A 17,451-nucleotide genomic window follows, 5' to 3' on the forward strand; every position below is an offset into this window, starting at 1 on the left:
CCGAAGGATACGCTCCATGCATTGCCAAACCCTTGTCCTGGGCGCCGGTATCGTCGGCGTCAGCACTGCGCTGCACCTGCAAGCGCGTGGCCGTCAGGTGATCCTGATCGACCGCGACGAGCCGGGCAGCGGCACCAGCCATGGCAACGCCGGGCTGATCGAACGCTCCAGCGTCATTCCCTATGCGTTCCCGCGTAACCTTGGCGCGCTGCTGCGCTATGGCCTGAACCGCCAGCCGGATGTGCGCTACAGCCCGCTGCACTTGCCCAAGGCGGCGCCCTGGCTGCTGCGCTACTGGCAACAATCGGCGCCCGGCCGCCTGGCTGCGGCGGCGGCCGACATGCTGCCGCTGGTGCAGCGCAGCGTCGAGGAGCACGACGCGTTGATAGAAGCCGCCGGGCTGGCTGCGCTGGTCAAGGCCAAAGGCTGGATCGAGGTGTTCCGCGACCCTGCCCTGTTCGCCCAGGCCAAACAAGAGGTCAAGGGCCTGGCCCGTTATGGCCTGCACTATGAATTTCTGGAGCGCGAGCAGCTGCAAGCACGCGAGCAGCAATTGCAAGGTGATGTCGTTGGCGGCATCCACTGGCTCGACCCGAAAACCGTCAGCAACCCAGGTGGTCTGACCCGTGGTTATGCCGCACTGTTCGTCCAGCGTGGCGGGCAGTTCCTGCATGGCGATGCCAGTAGCCTGCGCCAGGTGGATGGCAAATGGCAGGTCGACAGCCAGCGCGGAGCGCTGAGCGCCGACGAAGTAGTCGCCTGCCTTGGTCCGCAATCGGCCGAGCTGTACGCACCGCTGGGCTATCGCTTCCCGCTGGGCATCAAGCGTGGCTATCACATGCACTACGCCACCCGTGGCGATGCCCAATTGCAGCATTCGATCTGCGACACCCAAGGCGGCTACGTACTGGCACCGATGGCCCGTGGCGTGCGCCTGACCACCGGCATCGAGTTCGCCGCCAGCGATGCGCCGGCCAACGAAATCCAGCTGCAGCGCTGCGAAGCCTTGGCCCGCAAGCTGTTCCCGGCGCTTGGTGAGCGCCTGGACGACCAGCCCTGGCTGGGCCGGCGCCCGTGCATGCCGGACATGCGCCCGGTGATTGGCCCAGCGCCCAGGCACAAAGGCCTGTGGTTCAACTTCGGGCACGCCCACCATGGCCTGACCCTGGGCCCAGTGACCGGGCGCTTGCTGGCCGAAATGCTCACCGGCGAACAGCCGTTTACTGATCCTGCGCCTTACAGCGCCGCACGCTTCGACTAGAACTTCAGCGGGAGAACAACAACATGACCGCCCCTCTAAGCCTTGCCAGTATTACCCCCGAAGCCGACTCGCGGCCGGTGCTGATCGACATCGAAGGCCTGAACAAGCACTACGGCGCCTTCCATGTCCTGCGTGATATCAACCTGCAGGTCCGTGAAGGCGAGCGGATCGTGCTCTGTGGCCCCTCGGGGTCGGGCAAGTCGACCTTGATTCGCTGTATCAATCGCCTGGAAATTGCTGAACAAGGCACTATCCAGGTTGCCGGGATCGATCTGGCCAGTAGCCGCCGCGAGGCCGCCCAGGTACGCAGCGAAATCGGCATGGTGTTCCAGCACTTCAATCTGTTCCCGCACATGAGCGTGCTGGACAATTGCCTGCTCGCCCCCACCAGCGTTCGTGGGCTATCGCGCAAGGACGCCGAGGAGCGTGCGCGGATGTACCTGAGCAAAGTCGGGATCGAGAGCCAGGCGCATAAATACCCCAGCCAGCTCTCCGGTGGCCAGCAGCAGCGCGTGGCCATCGCCCGCGCCTTGTGCATGAAGCCGCGGATCATGCTGTTCGATGAGCCAACCTCGGCGCTGGACCCGGAGATGGTCGCCGAGGTGCTGGATGTGCTGGTGAAACTGGCCGATACCGGCATGACCATGCTCTGCGTCACCCATGAGATGGGCTTTGCTCGGCAGGTGGCAGAGCGCGTGCTGTTTCTGGAGGGAGGGCAGATCATCGAGGACAGCCCGCCACAGGTGTTCTTCGGGCAGCCGCGCACGGCGCGGGCGCAGGCGTTCTTGAAGCAGATCCTGCATTGAGCTAGGCAGTATGGGCCCTATCGCGGGGCAAGCCCGCTCCCACGCGAGCACGTTGATCGTGGGAGCGGCTTGCCCCCGATCATTGCAGCGCTGCAATGATCCAACTGCATCGTTAAATATATTTACCAAAACCCCCGCCAAACCCTTGCCAGCCAAGGCCCCGCCGCTCTACACCCCCCGAAAACCGGCGCCAAAGCGCGCGCCACTCGTTTGACATATCGAACGGCTCTGGCAAGCTATGAGTAAGCCCCGACCGGCATCGTCTCCCTCTGCGAGCCGGCAGTGCTCGGGGCCCGAGGTCGTACACAAGGCCAAGGCCGTGCGCCTGCACAACAACGACAGGAAGCACCTGTCCCAAGGTGACATATGTCCAACAGCAACATTGGCAACAAGCAACCTTCCCTGCGCAAGCCCGTCGTCCTGATGACCATGGGCAGCCAAGAGCGCAAAGGCCATGACTATCAGGTCATGACCCACAAATACATCACTCCGCTGGTCGACTTCGCAGGCTGCATTCCGGTCCTGGTTCCCACGTGCTGTGGTACCGAAGACCTGGAGAGCTACCTGGACATGGCCGACGGCGTCTACCTGACCGGCGCCGGCAGCAACATCGACCCAGCGCTGTACGGCCAGGAAAACGAAACGCCCGGCAAAGCCCAGGACAAGAACCGCGACCTGTTCGACATCCCCCTGGTGCAGTTGGCCATTGCCCGCGGCCTGCCGATCTTCGGTATCTGCCGGGGCATGCAGGAAATCAACGTGGCCCTGGGTGGTGACATCTACCAGAAGGTCTACGCCGAAGCCGGCTTCAACGATCACCGGGAAAACCCGGAAGATCCGGTCGACGTCCAGTACCAGCAAGTGCATGGCGTGAAGATCAAACCAGGCAGCTGGCTGCGCGACGCACTGGGTACCGACGAAATCCGCGTCAACTCGCTGCACGGCCAAGGCCTGCGCAACCTGGGTGAAGGCCTGGAGCCGATTGCCCACGCTGAAGATGGCCTGGTCGAGGCAATCCACGCACCGAGCATCTCGCCGTTCCTGTTTGCCGTGCAATGGCATCCCGAGTGGCAAGCGGCGAAAAACCCAGATTCGATCAAGATGTTCCAGGCATTTGGCGATGCCTGCCGCGCCCAGGTCCGCAAATCCCAAGTCAGCAAGCGCCACCAGGCCGCCTGACCCCTCGCTTCGTTAGTTTTGATCGCGGGGCGGCGCAAGGCCGCCCCCGTTTCCCCGGTCACCCTCTGCTGGTCCCAGAACACTTCCCGTGGAAGCGGGTGGCGGGCTCGTGCCTGTCCCTGCGATCTTTTTTCCCTCTCAAGTCATACGACGACTTCTTGCCGTAGCCAGCACTGCGCATTCGGCTTCAACCGTCTCGTCATCTGTCATGGCCACTTCGCGGGCAAGCCCGCGCCCACAGGAACTGCAGAGCTCTCAAGGCCCCTGGAGCATCAATGGGGGACGAGCTTGGCCGCGAAGTTATCGGCGCTCCAACCTGCCTATTTCCTGGCGACGCGGAAAAAATCTGCGCAGAGGTACTAGTCATCATTCAAGTTGTACGATAACTTACCTCCATCGCAGCACATCACCTTCACCCCAAGCGCCATAGGATGCCAACAACAATGAATCCACAAGAACTGCAATCCATCCTCTCCCACGGCCTGCTGTCGTTCCCGGTGACCGACTTCAACGCCCAGGGCGACTTCAACCAGGCCGGCTACATCAAGCGCCTGGAATGGCTCGCCCCCTATGGCGCCAGCGCCCTGTTCGCCGCCGGCGGGACGGGTGAGTTCTTCTCCCTGGCTGCCAGCGAGTACAGCCAAGTGATCAAGACCGCAGTCGATACCTGCGAGCGCTCGGTACCGATCCTGGCCGGCGTCGGTGGCTCCACCCGCCAGGCCATCGAATACGCCCAGGAAGCCGAACGGCTTGGCGCCAAAGGCCTGCTGCTGCTGCCGCACTACCTCACCGAGGCCAGCCAGGATGGCGTCGCCGCTCACGTCGAAGCGGTGTGCAAATCGGTCAAGATTGGCGTGGTGGTGTACAACCGCAACGTCTGCCGCCTCAACGCCAGCCTGCTCGAGCAACTGGCCGAGCGCTGCCCGAACCTGATCGGCTACAAGGATGGCCTGGGCGATATCGAGCTGATGGTGTCGATTCGTCGCCGCCTGGGCGACCGCTTCAGCTACCTGGGTGGTCTGCCGACCGCTGAGGTGTATGCTGCCGCCTATAAAGCCCTGGGTGTACCGGTGTACTCCTCGGCGGTGTTCAACTTCGTGCCCAAGACCGCGATGGACTTCTACCACGCCATCGCCCGTGACGATCACGCCACCGTGGCCAAGCTGATCGACGATTTCTTCCTGCCGTACCTGGACATCCGCAACCGCAAAGCCGGTTACGCGGTGAGCATCGTCAAGGCCGGCGCCAAGCTCGCCGGTTACGACGCAGGCCCAGTACGCACGCCGCTGACCGACCTGACTGGCGAAGAGTACGAGATGCTCGCCGCGCTGATGGACAAGATGGGTCCGCAGTAAGCACCACCCCGCGGCCTGCCAATGCCGCACACCGGAGCCGGGCGATGCCTGGCTCCGGTTACAACTCGTTAGCCCGCACAAAAATAACTAGTGGGAGTACCCAGCATGCAAGCGACTAAAAAGACGCATGTGCGCTACCTGATCCTGTTCATGCTGTTCCTGGTGACCACGATCAACTATGCAGACCGAGCCACCATCGCCATCGCCGGCTCCAGCCTGCAAAAAGACCTCGGCATCGATGCCGTCACCCTCGGCTACATCTTCTCGGCGTTCGGCTGGGCCTACGTCGCGGGCCAGATCCCCGGTGGCTGGCTGCTCGATCGGTTCGGCTCGAAGAACGTCTACGCGTTCAGTATCTTCACCTGGTCGCTGTTCACCCTCCTGCAAGGTTTTGTCGGCGGCCTGCCGGTAGCCTGGGCGGTGGTGACCCTGTTCACCCTGCGCTTTCTGGTCGGTTTCGCTGAAGCACCGTCGTTCCCCGGCAACGCGCGCATCGTTGCCGCCTGGTTCCCGACGGCCGAACGCGGGACCGCCTCGGCAATCTTCAACTCGGCGCAGTACTTCGCTACCGCACTGTTCGCGCCAATCATGGGTTGGATCGTGTTCAGCTTCGGCTGGGAACATGTATTCGTCGTCATGGGCGCACTGGGGATCGTGTTCTCCGCGGTCTGGTTGAAGACCATCTATAACCCACGCCAGCACCCGCGCATCAGTCAGAGCGAGCTTGAGCACATCGAGCAAAACGGCGGGCTGGTCGACATGGACCAGAAACGCGGCAACGATGGCCCGAAATGGGGCTACATCAAGCAACTGCTGACCAGCCGCATGCTGCTGGGCGTCTACCTGGGCCAGTACTGCATCAACGCCATCACCTACTTCTTCCTGACCTGGTTCCCGGTGTACCTGGTGCAGGAGCGCGGCATGACCATCCTCAAGGCCGGCTTCATCGCCTCCTTGCCGGCCATCTGCGGCTTCATCGGTGGTGTGCTGGGTGGCGTGCTGTCGGACTGGCTGCTGCGCCGCGGCAATTCGCTGACCTTCTCGCGCAAACTGCCGATCGTCTGCGGCCTGCTGCTGTCGACCACCATGGTCTTTTGCAACTACGTCGAAGCGGAATGGATGGTGGTCGGCTTCATGACCCTGGCGTTCTTCGGCAAGGGCATCGGTGCCCTGGGCTGGGCGGTGGTGGCCGATACCTCACCCAAGCAGATCGCAGGTCTGTCCGGTGGTCTGTTCAACACCTTCGGCAACATCGCCTCGATCACCACGCCGATCGTCATCGGCTACATCATCAGCGCCACCGGCTCGTTCAAGTGGGCCTTGGTGTATGTGGGCGCCAACGCCTTGGTGGCGGTGTTCAGCTACCTGGTGATCGTCGGCCCGATCAAGCGAATCGAGCTGCGCGAAAACACCCCCCAGTCGCAGCCTGAGCCAGCCGCCAATGGCGAACTGGCAAGCTCGCGTCACTGAGTGGACACGCCCGCACCGGGGTACCGCTGCGGGCGGATGTACAAAAGCCTGAGAACCTACCTGTAGGGCCTGAACATGCAGTTGATCGAACACTCCGACTCGCCCCGCTACGTCCGCCTGCACGACGACGATAACGTCGTGGTGGTGGTCAACGACGGCGGCCTGGGCGAAGGCGCCCGCTTCCCCGATGGCCTGACCCTGGTCGAAGCCGTGCCGCAAAGCCACAAGGTCGCCACCGTGCTGATCGGCAAAGGCGAGCCGGTGCGCCGCTACGGGCAAATCATCGGTTATGCCCTGGAAGACCTGCGCCAGGGCAGTTGGGTCCAGGAAAGCCAGCTGGCCATGCCGTCGGCACCGGAATTGGACAGCCTGCCGCGCTGCGATGCCGTCCCTGCGCCCCTGCCGCCTCTTGAGGGTTTCACCTTCGAAGGCTACCGCAACGCCGACGGCACCGTCGGCACCCGCAATATCCTCGGCATCACCACCACCGTGCAGTGCGTGACCGGCGTGCTGGAGCACGCGGTCAAGCGCATCCGCGCCGAGTTACTGCCGCAATACCCCAACGTCGATGACGTGGTCGCCCTCACCCACAGCTATGGCTGCGGCGTGGCAATCAACGCCCGCGACGCCTACATCCCGATTCGCACCGTGCGCAACCTGGCGCGCAACCCTAACCTGGGCGGCGAAGCGCTGGTGATCAGCCTGGGCTGCGAGAAGCTGCAAGCGGGCCAGGTGATGCACGACAACGACCCGTCGGTGGACCTCAGCGAGCCGTGGCTGTATCGCCTGCAGGATGCCAGCCTTGGCTTCAGCGAAATGATCGAGCAGATCATGGAGCTGGCCGAAACACGCCTGAAAAAACTCGACCAGCGCCGCCGCGAGACGGTGCCGGCCAGCGAGCTGATCCTTGGCATGCAGTGCGGGGGCAGTGACGCATTCTCCGGCATTACCGCCAACCCGGCACTGGGCTATGCCGCCGACCTGCTGGTGCGGGCCGGCGCTACCGTGCTGTTCTCGGAAGTGACCGAAGTGCGCGATGCCATCTACATGCTCACCTCGCGCGCCGAAAACCAGGAGGTCGCCCAGGCCCTGATACGCGAGATGGACTGGTACGACCGCTACCTGCAACAAGGTGCGGCCGACCGCAGCGCCAACACTACGCCTGGCAACAAGAAAGGCGGCCTGTCCAATATCGTCGAGAAATCCCTCGGCTCGATCGTCAAGTCTGGCAGCGGCGCCATCCAGGGCGTGCTCGGCCCTGGCGAGCGAGTCGAGCGCAAGGGCCTGATCTTCTGTGCCACCCCGGCCAGCGATTTTGTCTGCGGCACCTTGCAACTGGCTGCGGGGATGAACCTGCACGTGTTCACCACCGGCCGTGGCACGCCGTATGGCTTGGCCATGGCGCCGGTGGTCAAGGTGTGCACCCGCAGCGAACTGGCCCAGCGCTGGCCGGACTTGATCGACATCGACGCCGGGCGCATCGCCAGCGGCCGTTCGAGCATCGAGGAGCTGGGCTGGGAGCTGTTCCACTACTACCTGGACGTCGCCAGTGGCCGCAAACAGACCTGGGCTGAGCAGCACAGGCTGCACAACGACATCACCTTGTTCAACCCGGCGCCGATCACTTGATGGCTTCGCCGTCCTTCAGTCTTCCATTCCTCCAAAAGGAGCACCCCATGCCTGAGATTCTTGGTCATAACTTCATCGCCGGCCAGCGCAGCGCCGCCGGCAGCCAACGCTTGCAGAGCCTCGATGCCACCTCCGGCGAAGCCCTGCCCTATAGCTTCGTCCAAGCCACTGAGGCTGAAGTGGACCAGGCCGCCCGCGCCGCCGCTGGCGCTTTTGCCGATTTCCGCCAGCTTTCCCCGGCCCGCCGCGCCGAGTTCCTCGAGGCCATCGCCGCCGAGCTGGATGAACTGGACGACAGCTTCGTCGCCATCGTCTGCCGCGAGACCGCCCTGCCCGCTGCGCGCATTCAGGGCGAACGTGGCCGCACCAGCGGGCAGATGCGCTTGTTCGCGCAGGTGCTGCGCCGTGGTGACTTCCTAGGCGCTCGCATCGACCAGGCGTTGCCTGAGCGTCAACCGCTGCCACGGGTCGACCTGCGCCAGATGCGCATTGGCGTTGGCCCGGTCGCAGTGTTCGGCGCCAGCAACTTCCCGCTGGCCTTCTCCACCGCGGGCGGTGACACCGCTGCCGCCCTCGCCGCTGGCTGCCCGGTAGTGTTCAAGGCACATAGCGGCCATATGGCCACTGCCGACCTGGTCGGCTGCGCCATCATCCGCGCCGCCGAGCGCACGGGCATGCCCAAGGGCGTGTTCAACATGGTCTTCGGCGGCGGTGTCGGAGAGTGGCTGGTCAAGCACCCGGCGATCCAGGCGGTGGGCTTCACCGGCTCGCTCAAGGGTGGCGACGCGCTGTGCCGCATGGCCGCCGAGCGCCCGCAGCCGATCCCGGTGTTCGCCGAGATGTCGAGCATCAACCCAGTGATCGTCCTGCCCGGCGCGCTGGCCAAGCGCGGCGAAACCATCGCCCGCGAACTGGCAGGTTCGGTATGCCTTGGCGCCGGCCAGTTCTGCACCAACCCAGGGATGGTGATCGGCCTGCAATCGGCCGAGTTCAGCAGCCTGCTGGGCAATGTCGGCCAAGCCCTGGATGCCCAGGCCGGGCAAACCCTGCTCAACGCCGGTGGCCTACGCAGTTACGTCGCCGGCCTTGAGCACCTGCACGCTCATGCAGGCATCGAGCACCTGGCGGGCCAGCCTCAACAAGGTGCACAAGCCCGCGCGCAGCTGTTCAAGGCCGATGCCAGCCTGCTGGTCGATGCCGACCCGCTGCTGCAGGAAGAAGTGTTCGGGCCGGCTACTGTGGCGGTCGAAGTCAAGGACCAGGCGCAACTGCGCGCGGCCTTGCTGGGCCTGCGCGGTCAGCTCACCGCTACCTTGATTGGTGAAGCAGAAGACTTCGAGGCGTTCGCCTGGCTGGTGCCGCTGCTGGAGGAGAAAGTTGGCCGGATTCTGGTCAATGGCTATCCGACGGGTGTGGAAGTGTGCGACGCCATGGTTCATGGCGGGCCGTACCCAGCCACCTCCGATGCCCGCGGCACTTCGGTGGGCACCTTGGCGATCGACCGTTTCCTGCGGCCGGTGTGCTACCAGAACTACCCGCAGGCGCTGCTGCCTGAGGCGCTCAAGGATAACAACCCGCTGGGGCTGCGCCGGTTGATCAATGGGCAGTGGAGCGAAGGTTCGCTGTGACCTGTTTGAAATAGGCCATGCCCCGCATAGTGCGGGGCATTTTTTATCTGTCGGTTATGGCCTCATCGCGGGGCAAGCCCCTCATACAGGTCCAGCAACAGGCTGCGGGCAAGCGCAAGGTCGATTAGACCCCTTGCGCCTCTGCCGCTTCATGGGCCTGGCGCAAGCGCTCCCGGCTGTTGGACAGGTGCATGCGCATCGCCATCTTCGCCCCTTCGCTATCGCGCCGGGCAATCGCCTCATAGATCGCTTCATGCTCGTGACGCAGGCGGCTCATGTAGTGCGCCTGGTCATCATGGGCGATCCGTGCCGAATTGAGCCGGGTGCGCGGAATGATGCTGGTGCCCAGGTGATTGATGATGTCGGCAAAGTAGTGATTGCCACTGGCCTGGGCAATGCGCAGGTGAAACTGAAAGTCCGCCGACACGGCATCGGAGGCATGCGCAGCGCTTTCGTTGATCTCATCCAACGCCGCACGCATCCCGGCCAACTGCTGGTCATCGCGCCGCTGCGCGGCAAGCCCGGCTGACTCGATCTCAAGCGCGATACGCAACTCGAGCACCGCCAGCACCTCACGCAGGGTGACCACAGTTGCCGGATCGATGCGAAAACCGCTACCCGCCGGCGCATCCAGCACGAAGGTGCCGATGCCGTGGCGGGTCTCCACCTGGCCTGCTGCCTGCAACCGCGAGATGGCCTCACGCACCACCGTGCGGCTAACGCCCTCCTCGGCCATGATCTGCGACTCGGTCGGCAGCTTGTCGCCGCGCTTGAGCTGACCACTGCGGATCCGTTCGGTCAGCACCGTGACCAGTTCCTGGGCCAGACTGCGCGGCTTGCGCCGGGTCCTTGCCTGTACCTGCTGCTCTGTCATGCCGTGTATTTCACCTTGAAAGACCAGCGTCATCATAGCGCAAGCAGTTGTACGATCACATACATCCCTTACGGTTTTCACTCACCCTGCGCACTGCAGGTTGCGCCCCTCCAGGGGCAAAGCGCGAAGGCGCCTCGCCCAGCACCCTGCGGAACATGCTGGAAAACGCACTGGGGCTGTCATAACCCAAGTCCAGGGCGATCCGCGTCACTCCCTCACCGCCGGCCAGGCGTGTCACCGCCGCCATCAGGCAGGCCTGCTGCCGCCACTGGCCAAACGACAAGCCGGTCATCTGCCGAAACTGTCGATTGAAGCTGCGCGTGCTCTTGTTCAATTGCTGCGCCCAGTGCTCAGCGGTCTGATGGATATTCGGTGCCTGCAAAAAGCCTTGGCACAGTGCAGCCAGTGCCGGCTCGACCGGCATCGGCGCATACAGCGGCAGGCTCGGCGCCCGACGCAACTCCTCGAGAATCAACGCCACTAACAGCCCATCGCGCCCATGCGGCTCATACAGCGCGGGCACATCGGCACTGGCCAGCAGCAGCTCATGCAGCAATGGGCTGACCAGCAAAGCCTGGCAGCGCGCATCGACACGCGGCAGCGCTTGCGGCTCGATGTACACACTGCGCGTGCTTACCCCCTGCATCTTCACCTGGTGGCGCTTGCCAGGCGGGATCCATACGCCGTTATAGGGCGGGATCACCCAGGCACCATCGTCGGTCAACACCTCCATCAGCCCGCTCATGCCATACAGAAACTGCGCCCGGCGATGGCTATGCGCCTCGAGCAAAGTGCCCGGCGGGTAGTCGGTGCCGATGGCCAGTACTGGCCTGGGAATGCTATCGACCTGGGACAACGGGGTATTACGCATGCTGCACAGCCTTGGCCTGAACGCGATGATTATTGGCCAATTCACGCATGTCGGCCAAGCGTAACCTGCCTACTCTGCGTGCGTCCTATCACCTGCAGAGGCAGCACGATGCTTTACCCACTTTTAAGCATTCTCGGCGTCGCCGCCGGCATGACCACGCTGTTGTTCGGCTTCGGTGGCGGTTTCTTCGCCGTGCCGCTGCTGTATGCGCTGCTGATCGCCGGCCATGGAGCAGACGCCCCCATCGGCCAACAGGCGATGCAGATTGCTGTAGCCACCTCGGCTGCGGTGATGATCTTCAGCAGTGCCCTGGCCACCTGGCGTCATCACCGCTCGGGCAGCCTGCGCTGGGATCTGATTGGCCAACTGGCACCGGCCATCGCCTTGGGCGCGATAGTTGGCGCCTATGCAGCGCTGCAGCTGGACGGCACCTGGCTGCGGTGGCTGTTCATCGGCTACCTGGTGCTGACGTTGCTCGATAGTTGGCTGCGCCCAGGCTTTGTCAGCGACGCCGGCGCCGTTCTGCGCCCAATGAGCCGGGCAGGCTCGGCCCTGGTCGGGCTGCCAATTGGCGCGCTGGCAGCACTGCTGGGAGTGGGCGGCAGCGTCATGACCGTACCGCTGATGCGCAGGCGTGGCGCAAGTATGCTCACTGCTACGGCCATGGCCAATCCGTTGTCGCTGCCCATGGCGCTGAGCGCGTCGCTGGTATACACCATGCTGCCTTCAACCGGTGAGCCATTGGGCAGCGGATTTGTTGGCTTGATCGACCTGTACGCGGCGGCCGCCCTGGCGCTCGGCGCATGGCTGGGCATGCAGCTGGCTTCGCCGCTAGTGGGGCGCATCGCCGACAGCCTGCACGCCAGAGCCTACCTGGTGCTGCTAGGCACAGTCCTGCTGGTGATGCTCTGCGCCGGGCACTGAACGCTGGCCAATCACCCTGCAACGGCGGTAACGTGCGGGTTTGAGCGCGTCTACTCCATGGAAGGAAGTACAGCATGATCACCCTCGACCGACTGTTACTGGGCTGCGGCCTGTTGATCCCCGCCTGGCTGCTGATGGGCGTGTCCCTGACCGCGGCAAGCTACCCTGACTACAGCCACCTGCATCAGGCCATGAGCCAACTGGGTGCGGTTGGCGCACCGACCCAGGGATGGTCTGCGCTGCTGAACAACTTCCCCCTCGGCGGATTGTTCGCCCTGTTCGCCTGGGGGTTGGCACGCCGCTGGCGGCAGTCGAATTGGGCACGCCTGAGTGCTTTGCTGGTGCTGGTGCATGCGTTGGGCAGTATCGGCACCGGCTGGTTTGCTTGTGACCAAGGCTGCGCCCCGGCGCAACCCTCGTTCTCGCAGCAGATGCACAACTTGAGCGGGCTGCTGATGTTCCTTTCACTGACCCTGGCCAGCCTGCTGTGGAGCTGGCTGGGCAAACGAGTGGCCGGCTCTGCCAGCCTCGCCTGGTGGTCACTGGCCTGCACAGTGCTGGCGATCGTCAGCGTGATACTCATGGCCCAGGCGGCGCATAGCGGCGAATGGTTCGGCCTGTACCAACGGCTCAACTACGGCGTGTCGGTCATCTGGATTGCCATCCTGGCGCTGTACAGCCTGCGCAGCACCCGCTGCAATCCGCTGCGCATGGCGATCATCTGACGGCAAATTGCTGGCCCCCAAGTTTTTGAAGCGAAGGCAAACTCCCTTTTCCTTCATAAGCTTAGGACAGCATCATGCGGGTATTTCTAGCAACCACGGCCGGCTGCCTGCTGGCCTGCATGGCCTTTACCGCTCAGGCCCGGGCCCTGAGCCAGAACGATCGGCACGTCTGTGGCTGGGGTTCGCAGATCGCCGCCGAGGCCCAGCAGGCCAAGCTTTCCGGGGTCAACCTGTACGCGACCCGCAAGCGTTTACAGGCGCGCAAATTCCCCAAGCCGTGGATGCGCATGACCGCGTTTGGCATTACCGAGCAGACCTACAACAGCCAATCGCGCCTCAAACCCGCCGCTATCAAGCAAACGTACTATGAGCAGTGCGTCCAGCATGCTGTTGCGAGAAGATAACCAATAAAATCATATACCTACGATAGGTATCTAATCTTTTTTAGCAATAACTTTACTACCCTGTCTTCTTCGCGGCGGCAGTACGACCGCGAAGAAGCCTCCCACCAATTTTCATAGAAATATCTATACATTTCATAAGCATAAGATTGTTATTTAATCCAGATAATGATTTTAAGATTTCGCGACCACCCCTCCTTGAAGCACTGCCGCCCTAAACAGCCCCTAGCGGCGACATCGCGATGATCTGTGCATCCATTACAGCAAACCCTCGCCCGAAAGTAGCGTTGCAGCGAACCTGCAACCTGTCGACACTGCGCTTACGACCAACCTGACGACAGGCTCGCACAACGAGCCTTCAGGCCCCTCTCCAGGTGACCATGAATAACAATAAAGCCTGTAGCGCCCGCTTGCCTGGCCATTCGCTGCTGCTGCCAACCGTGCTCAGCCTGCTGGCGTTCGCTGCCAACTCCTTGTTTTGCCGCCTGGCCCTGCGCGATGGCGCGATAGATGCCAATAGCTTTACCGCCCTACGGCTGGGCAGCGGTGCGGTCTTTCTCGCCAGTGTGCTGTGGTTCAGCCAGGGTAGACGGGCGCCGCGCGGCAGTTGGGCGGCGAGCCTGGCATTGTTCGCCTATGCCTGGCTGTTTTCCCTCGCCTACCTGCAATTGGGCGCAGGGGTCGGGGCGTTGATCCTGTTCGGCGCGGTGCAGGTGAGCATGTTCGCCTATGGCCTGTTCAGGGGTGAGTCACTGCAGCGGCGGGTGATGCTGGGCATGCTGATCGCCTTTACTGGGCTGATTGCCCTGCTGCTACCCGGCGCCGATGCGCCGCCCTTGGCTAGCGCCCTGATCATGCTGGTCGCGGGTGTGGCGTGGGGCGCTTATTCAGTGCTGGGCAAGGGGTCGGCTGACCCGCTGGCAGATACTGCCGGTAATTTCCTGCGCAGCTTGCCACTGCTGCTGGCGCTGGGGCTGGGGCTAATCTTCAGCGGCGCACGAGCACAGCTGAGTAGCGAAGGCGTGCTCTACGCGCTCGGCTCCGGGGTACTGGCGTCCGGTGCTGGCTACAGCCTGTGGTATGGGGTGGTGAAATACCTCAGCGCCCAGCAAGCCGCGACGCTGCAACTGAGCGTGCCGGTCATTGCGGCGCTGGGTGGGGTCATGCTGCTGGGCGAGCCGTTGTCCTGGCGCTTGAGCCTGACCTCACTGGTGGTGCTCGGCGGCGTGGCGCTGGCGTTGAAGCCAGCGCGCAGGGAGTGATGCGCCTTAGCAGCCGCTCAAGGCGGGGGCGCGGCGTTCGCCAGCAAAGAACATCGGCCGCAGGCGCACGCCGATCAAGTTGCCCGTGTACGCCGCAACCAACCACAACCAGCCATGTACGCTGCCCGAGGCGATACCACTGAAATAGGCGCCAATGTTGCAGCCGTAGGCCAGGCGCGAACCATAGCCCAGCAGCAGGCCGCCGATCACCGCCGCAATCAGCGAAGGCAGCGGGATCTTCAAGCTTGGCGCAAAACGACCGGCCAGACCCGCCGCCAGCAGCGCGCCGAGCACGATGCCGATATCCATCACCGTAGTGATGTCCTGCCACAAGGGCGCTGCCAGCGCCTTGGCATTGGCCGGCGCCTGCCAGAACACCCAGTTGCCGACATCCACACCCAGGCCGCTGAGGGTCTTGGCGCCCCACAGTGCGAAGGCCGAAGTGATACCCCATGGACGACCCGCCAGGGCCAAGGTGGCGTAGTTCAGCAGCGCCAGGGCGACAGCGCCCCAGAGCAAAGGCCAAGGCCCGCGCACAAAGCGCCCCAGGCCCTGATGCGCACTGGCAACTGGCGCTTCAAGCTGGCCATGGCGGCGTTTTTCCAGCAGCACAGTGACCCAGGCAATCAGGGCAAATACTGCCAGGCTCGCCAGCAGCGCCGGGGTCACGCCCCAGGCCTGGACAATCGAGGTCGCCGGGAATGACGGCAAGGCAAACCACCAGTCGGCATGATGGGTTGCAGTGACCGAGCCGATGATGAAGAACAGCAGCGTCACCAGCATCCGCGCGTTACCGCCGCCGACCGTGAACAGCGTCCCGGAGGCACAACCACCGCCAAGCTGCATGCCAATGCCGAAGATGAACGCACCGAACACCACCGACACGCCTGCCGGGGCGACCAGGCCCGTGACCGGACTGCCGAACAGGCTGCCAGCCGACAGCGCCGGGAAGAACAGCAGCACGGCCAAAGCCAGCATGATCATCTGCGCGCGCAGGCCTGCCCCACGACGTTCGTTGATGAACACCCGCCAGGCTGAGGTGAAACCAAAAGCGGCGTGATAGAGCGTCAACCCCAGCGCAGCGCCAACGATCAGCAGCAACACCTGCTTGAAGCCGGCGTTGAGATTGACGAACCAGGCACCGGCCACTAGCAAGGTCAGGGCGACCAAGGGGGCGCCTAGGCGGCGCGGTACAGGTGAGGCAGTTGCAGAAAGACCCATCGGCATACTCGGATAACAGTGAAACGGGGCGCGAGTATACCGCCGTGCGCCTGCCAGTGCTCGCCGCCAGGCAAACGCCTATGCTTGCCGTTACCCCTCAACTGCGGAGCTGCAGATGCCCTCAGCCGACGACGCGCTGCTGCAAAGCTGGCAGCATAATGCCCAAGCCTGGATCGAGGCCATTCGCAGCGGTGCGATCGAAAGCCGCCGCCAGGTCACCGACCAGGCGATCCTGCTCGCCGTGCTTGGCCAGCAACCTGAGCGGGTGCTGGACTTGGGCTGCGGCGAAGGCTGGTTGTTGCGCGCCCTGGCTGAGCGCGGCATTGCCGCCGTTGGCGTGGATGGTGATACAACGCTGGTGCAGGCCGCTAGGGCGGCGGGCTCGACGCACGTGCACCTGGGCAGTTACGAGCAGTTGGCCGAGGCCCAGGTGGATGTCGGCACAGCGTACGACTTGATCTGCGCCAACTTTGCCCTGCTGCAGCAGGACATCATTCCCCTGCTGACAGCCGTCAGCAGTCTGCTCAGGCCTGGCGGGGTGCTAGTGATCCAGACCTTGCATCCTTGGGCGGTCGCCAATGGCGATTACCAGGACGGCTGGCGGGAAGAGTCATTTGCCGGATTCCAAGGGCAGTGGCAGCCGATGCCCTGGTACTTTCGCACGTTATCGAGTTGGTTGCGGGCTTTGGAAATGGCGGGGTTGAGGCTGGTCAGTGTGGACGAGCCGCAGCATCCACAGAGCGCCGTGCCACAGTCGCTGCTGATGGTGGCTGGGCGGCTGGCTGAATAGCGGTCATTGCCACGTAGTCGAAGAGGCCGGTTCTGACACGACAACGCCATTGGCTGCACAAATCCGTAACTGGTCCATTTGTCAGTCGTCTGTCAGCTGCTTGGGGCTGACCTTGGCAACCTTCTGCTCAGCGGGCGGCATCAGGTGCAAGACGCGATTACGCCCGCCTTCGGCCAGCAGATAACCGCCCTTGCCGTCGGCGACGATCGCCTGCGGCGCCTTGAGGAACGACAGCATGGTCTGGCGCTGGCCTTGGGCATCGATCAGCAGCAAGCGGGCGCGGTGGGTGGAGTCTTCGCTGATCCACAGGCCGCGCTGGTCGCACATGAGAAAGGTCGGATTGCGCAGGCCTTGCACCACGACCGGGTCGTTGCCGTCATCACTGAGTGCGCGAACCTTGCCCTCGCCCTTCTGGGTGTAGAGCAGCCGACCATCATGGCAACGGGTCAGACCCTCGGTCTCGGTCAGGCCTGAGCGCAGGACATCGAGCTGGCCGCTGTGCCAGTCGTAGCGCATCAGCCGGCCATTGCCGCGACGGTCCTCGATGGCGTAGAGGTAATCGCCATCGTTCCACAAGCCCTGCACGCTCTCGCCTTCGAACAACGGGGTGATCTTGCCGTCACGCTGCAGGCTGACCGGCGCCTTGCCACCTTCCTGGCTGAATACCCAGCCGCCTTCGACGGCCACCATGCCATCGGGCTTGGACAGGCCGTCGACCACCACCACCCGGTCACCCTGGGCGGTGATCTTGAGGATGCTACCGCGCCCATCGTCGAGCTCGCGACTGACCAGCAGGCTGCCATCGGCTTGCGGTAGCAGTGAGGCGGCCTTGGCGACCGAGGTGTGCAGCACGCTGACCTGCCAGCCCGTGGTCGCTTGCACCGGGTAGAAACCCTGCCAGGCGAAAAAGCCCAGCGCGCTGACCACGACCGCAGCCGTGGCACCCAAGGTGATTCGTACACCGCGCTTGCGCAACACCTGCAACATCCAGTCGACTCCTCTGAGAGCAGGCGATGCTAGCAAGGGGATGTGAAAAAAATGTCGTGGGAGCGTTG

General features: G+C 63.6%; 16 protein-coding genes. 12 read left to right on the top strand and 4 right to left on the bottom strand.

The features are described 5' to 3' along the window. Positions 1-16 precede the first annotated feature (16 nt). From HU737_RS10600 to HU737_RS10630, 7 genes are all read left to right on the top strand, one after another. A complete protein-coding gene (locus HU737_RS10600; protein WP_186557073.1) occupies positions 17-1,261 on the top strand; it encodes an NAD(P)/FAD-dependent oxidoreductase in 1,245 nt (414 codons plus the stop codon). A gap of 23 nt (positions 1,262-1,284) precedes the next feature. After that, positions 1,285-2,067, top strand: a complete 783-nt coding sequence (locus tag HU737_RS10605; RefSeq protein ID WP_186557072.1) for an amino acid ABC transporter ATP-binding protein — start codon at positions 1,285-1,287, stop codon at positions 2,065-2,067. Between the two features lie 366 nt (positions 2,068-2,433). Beyond that, positions 2,434-3,246: a gamma-glutamyl-gamma-aminobutyrate hydrolase family protein gene (locus tag HU737_RS10610; protein ID WP_186557071.1), complete on the top strand. Its 813-nt coding sequence runs from the start codon at positions 2,434-2,436 to the stop codon at positions 3,244-3,246. A 443-nt stretch (positions 3,247-3,689) separates the two neighbouring features. After that, the gene (kdgD, locus tag HU737_RS10615; protein WP_186557070.1) at positions 3,690-4,601 is read left to right on the top strand and encodes a 5-dehydro-4-deoxyglucarate dehydratase; all 912 of its coding nucleotides are present in this window, start codon (positions 3,690-3,692) and stop codon (positions 4,599-4,601) included. Positions 4,602-4,706: 105 nt separating this feature from the next. After that, positions 4,707-6,071, top strand: a complete 1,365-nt coding sequence (locus HU737_RS10620) for an MFS transporter (protein ID WP_186557069.1) — start codon at positions 4,707-4,709, stop codon at positions 6,069-6,071. A gap of 75 nt (positions 6,072-6,146) precedes the next feature. After that, on the top strand, positions 6,147-7,700 hold the full coding sequence (gene garD, locus HU737_RS10625; protein WP_186557068.1) for a galactarate dehydratase: 1,554 nt from the start codon (positions 6,147-6,149) through the stop codon (positions 7,698-7,700). Between the two features lie 47 nt (positions 7,701-7,747). Next, positions 7,748-9,328 (top strand): aldehyde dehydrogenase (NADP(+)), encoded by a 1,581-nt coding sequence (locus tag HU737_RS10630; RefSeq protein WP_186557067.1) that lies wholly within the window; start codon positions 7,748-7,750, stop codon positions 9,326-9,328. 124 nt (positions 9,329-9,452) lie between these two features. Here the strand turns inward: HU737_RS10630 and HU737_RS10635 are convergent, their stop codons facing one another. Both HU737_RS10635 and HU737_RS10640 read right to left on the bottom strand, forming a co-directional pair. After that, on the bottom strand, positions 9,453-10,202 hold the full coding sequence (locus HU737_RS10635) for a FadR/GntR family transcriptional regulator (RefSeq protein ID WP_186557065.1): 750 nt from the start codon (positions 10,200-10,202) through the stop codon (positions 9,453-9,455). A gap of 55 nt (positions 10,203-10,257) precedes the next feature. After that, positions 10,258-11,073, bottom strand: a complete 816-nt coding sequence (locus HU737_RS10640; protein WP_186557063.1) for an AraC family transcriptional regulator — start codon at positions 11,071-11,073, stop codon at positions 10,258-10,260. 108 nt (positions 11,074-11,181) lie between these two features. On the opposite strand from HU737_RS10640, the gene HU737_RS10645 reads away from it, so the two are divergent. The 4 genes from HU737_RS10645 (at position 11,182) to HU737_RS10660 (ending at position 14,385) form a co-directional block, all read left to right on the top strand. After that, positions 11,182-11,997 carry a sulfite exporter TauE/SafE family protein gene (locus HU737_RS10645; protein WP_186557061.1) on the top strand — a complete coding sequence of 272 codons (816 nt, stop codon included), beginning with the start codon at positions 11,182-11,184 and terminating at the stop codon, positions 11,995-11,997. A 74-nt stretch (positions 11,998-12,071) separates the two neighbouring features. Continuing rightward, positions 12,072-12,722, top strand: coding sequence for a DUF998 domain-containing protein (locus HU737_RS10650; RefSeq protein ID WP_186557059.1), 651 nt, complete (start codon positions 12,072-12,074; stop codon positions 12,720-12,722). 74 nt (positions 12,723-12,796) lie between these two features. Next, entirely contained in the window at positions 12,797-13,126 is a 330-nt protein-coding gene (locus HU737_RS10655) for a hypothetical protein (RefSeq protein WP_186557058.1), read from the top strand. Positions 13,127-13,503: 377 nt separating this feature from the next. After that, the gene (locus HU737_RS10660) at positions 13,504-14,385 is read left to right on the top strand and encodes a DMT family transporter (RefSeq protein ID WP_186557057.1); all 882 of its coding nucleotides are present in this window, start codon (positions 13,504-13,506) and stop codon (positions 14,383-14,385) included. A 6-nt stretch (positions 14,386-14,391) separates the two neighbouring features. Here the strand turns inward: HU737_RS10660 and HU737_RS10665 are convergent, their stop codons facing one another. After that, on the bottom strand, positions 14,392-15,606 hold the full coding sequence (locus tag HU737_RS10665; protein WP_186557056.1) for a YeeE/YedE family protein: 1,215 nt from the start codon (positions 15,604-15,606) through the stop codon (positions 14,392-14,394). A 115-nt stretch (positions 15,607-15,721) separates the two neighbouring features. On the opposite strand from HU737_RS10665, the gene HU737_RS10670 reads away from it, so the two are divergent. Then, a complete protein-coding gene (locus HU737_RS10670) occupies positions 15,722-16,396 on the top strand; it encodes a class I SAM-dependent methyltransferase (RefSeq protein ID WP_186557055.1) in 675 nt (224 codons plus the stop codon). Positions 16,397-16,477: 81 nt separating this feature from the next. On the opposite strand, the gene HU737_RS10675 is transcribed toward HU737_RS10670, so the two are convergent. Next, a complete protein-coding gene (locus HU737_RS10675) occupies positions 16,478-17,383 on the bottom strand; it encodes an NHL repeat-containing protein (protein WP_186557053.1) in 906 nt (301 codons plus the stop codon). Positions 17,384-17,451 lie beyond the last annotated feature (68 nt).

Source organism: Pseudomonas urmiensis, assembly GCF_014268815.2.
GTDB classification, from domain to species: Bacteria; Pseudomonadota; Gammaproteobacteria; order Pseudomonadales; family Pseudomonadaceae; genus Aquipseudomonas; species Aquipseudomonas urmiensis.